This window comes from Nocardioides sp. P5_C9_2, assembly GCF_054049555.1.
Map to the genome: position 1 here is coordinate 1 of NZ_JBFUMD010000543.1, position 2399 is coordinate 2399.

The following is a 2399-nucleotide window of genomic DNA, read 5'->3' on the forward strand; positions in this document are numbered from 1 at the left end:
GTCCGAGCGGACGTAGGCCATCCGGTACGGCGTCCACAGCCGGGTCAGGCCGTCGGGGTCGGGCACGTCGCGATCAGACCTGCTCACGGGAGGCGACCGCCTGCCGGACGCGGGCGATGGCCTCCTCGAGGGGCACGCCGTTGTCCTGGCGCCCGTCGCGGTAGCGGAAGGACACTGCTCCCTTCTCGACGTCGTCGTCGCCGGCGATCATCATGAACGGCACCTTCTGCAGCTGTGCGTTGCGGATCTTCTTCTGCATCCGGTCGTCGGACTCGTCGACCTCGACCCGGAGGCCCTGCGCCCTCATCTGCTTCGCGATGTCGAAGAGGTAGTCGTTGTGACGCTCGGCGATCGGGATGCCCTGGACCTGGACCGGCGCCAGCCAGGGCGGGAACGCGCCGGCGTAGTGCTCGACCAGGACCCCGATGAACCGCTCGATCGAGCCGAACTTGGCGGAGTGGATCATCACCGGCTGCTTGCGGGTGCCGTCGGCGGCGACGTACTCGAGGTTGAAGCGATCGGTCGACGGCTGGTTGAAGTCGTACTGGATGGTCGACATCTGCCAGGTCCGCCCGATGGCGTCGCGCGCCTGCACCGACACCTTGGGGCCGTAGTAGGCAGCGCCCCCGGGGTCGGGGACGAGCTCCAGACCCGACTCCTCGCACACCTGGCGCAGCACCTCGGTGGCCATCTCCCAGTCCTCGTCCGAGCCGATGAACTTGTCCGGCTTGGAGTCGTCCCGGGTCGAGAGCTCGAGGTAGAAGTCATGAAGGCCGAAGTCGCGGAAGAGGCCGAGGCAGAAGTCGAGCAGGTGCTTGATCTCGCCCGGCGCCTGCTCGGGGGTGACGTAGGAGTGGGAGTCGTCCTGGGCGAACCCGCGGACCCGGGTCAGCCCGTGCACGACACCGGACTTCTCGTGGCGGTAGACCGAGCCGAACTCGAAGAGCCGGAGCGGCAGCTCACGGTAGGAGCGCTGCCGGGAGCGGTAGATGAGGTTGTGCATCGGGCAGTTCATCGCCTTGAGGCGGTAGTCCATGCCGTCCACGTCGAGCGCGGGGAACATCCCGTCGCCGTAGTAGGGCAGGTGGCCCGAGGTGTAGAAGAGCCCCTCCTTGGCGATGTGAGGGGTGCCGACGTACTCGAACCCCTCCTCGATGTGCCGCTGGCGGACGTAGTCCTCCATCTCGCGCTTGATCACGCCGCCCTTGGGATGGAAGACCGGCAGACCGGACCCGATCTCGTCGGGGAACGAGTAGAGGTCGAGCTCACGGCCGAGCTTGCGGTGGTCGCGGCGCTCGGCCTCCTCGATCCGGTGGAGGTGCTCCTCGAGCGCCTCCTTGGTCTCCCAGGCGGTGCCGTAGATGCGCTGGAGCTGCTTGTTCTTCTCGTCGCCGCGCCAGTACGCCGCGGCGCTGCGCATCAGCTTGAACGCGGGGATCCGCTTGGTGGTCGGGAGGTGCGGACCACGGCACAGGTCGGACCACTTGGTCTCACCGCTCCGACCGATGTTGTCGTAGATGGTGAGCTCGCCGGCGCCGACCTCGACTGCCGCGCCCTCGGTGTCGTCGGCACCGGCGCCGCCCTTGAGGCCGATCAGCTCGATCTTGTAGGGCTCGTCCTGGAGCTCGTCGAGCGCCGCGGCATCGGTGGTGACCCGGCGCTCGAAGCGCTGGTTCTCCTTGATGATCTTGCGCATCGCGGACTCGATCCTGACCAGGTCCTCGGGCACGAAGGGGGTCTCGACGTCGAAGTCGTAGTAGAAGCCGTTGTCGATCGGCGGGCCGATGCCGAGCCGGGCCGCGGGGAAGAGCTGCTGGACCGCCTGCGCCATCACGTGCGCGGTCGAGTGGCGCAGGATGTCGCGGCCGTCCGGGCTGCCCACCTCGACGCCCTCGACCTCGTCGCCGTCCTCCAGCACGTGGGACAGGTCCCGGAGGTCCCCACCCACGCGGGCCGCGATGACGTCGGCGTCGTCCTTGAAGAGCTCCCAGGCCTTGGTGCCCGTCGTCAGGGTCTGCTCCTCACGCTGTCCAGCGTGGGTGCGGACGACCTTGATGTCGGACACGGGATGCTCCTTGGGTTGGCGGTGCTCGGTTCGATGAGCGGACCACTCGATGCTATCGGCCGGACGCGGTGCGGCTCACCCCGGTTTCGGTGCGGTCCTCCCCAGTAGCCTGCGCCCATGTCGCGCATGGTGGTCCGTCCCCGTCTCGCCCGCACCGTCCTGCGTCTGGTGCGCTGGYGCACCGAGGGGACCCTGCCGTCGCACGGCATCGTGGTGGGCGCCCCGCACACGTCCAACTGGGACTGGGTCTTCTCGCTGCTCCTCGCGTGGAGCCAGGGCCGGCAGCCGCACATCATGGTCAAGCAGGAGTTCTTCCGCGGCCCACTCGCCCCGA

General features: G+C 68.4%; 2 protein-coding genes. One reads left to right on the top strand and one right to left on the bottom strand.

Annotation, left to right across the window (positions count from 1 at the left end):
- Window positions 1-73: 73 nt before the first annotated feature.
- A complete protein-coding gene (gene thrS / locus ACXJKL_RS19375; protein ID WP_457208632.1) occupies window positions 74-2065 on the bottom strand; it encodes a threonine--tRNA ligase in 1992 nt (663 codons plus the stop codon).
- 117 nt (window positions 2066-2182) lie between these two features.
- Here thrS and ACXJKL_RS19380 point away from each other — a divergent pair.
- Window positions 2183-2399, top strand: a 217-nt coding sequence (locus ACXJKL_RS19380; RefSeq protein ID WP_457208633.1) for a 1-acyl-sn-glycerol-3-phosphate acyltransferase, incomplete at its 3' end; no start/stop codon positions are given.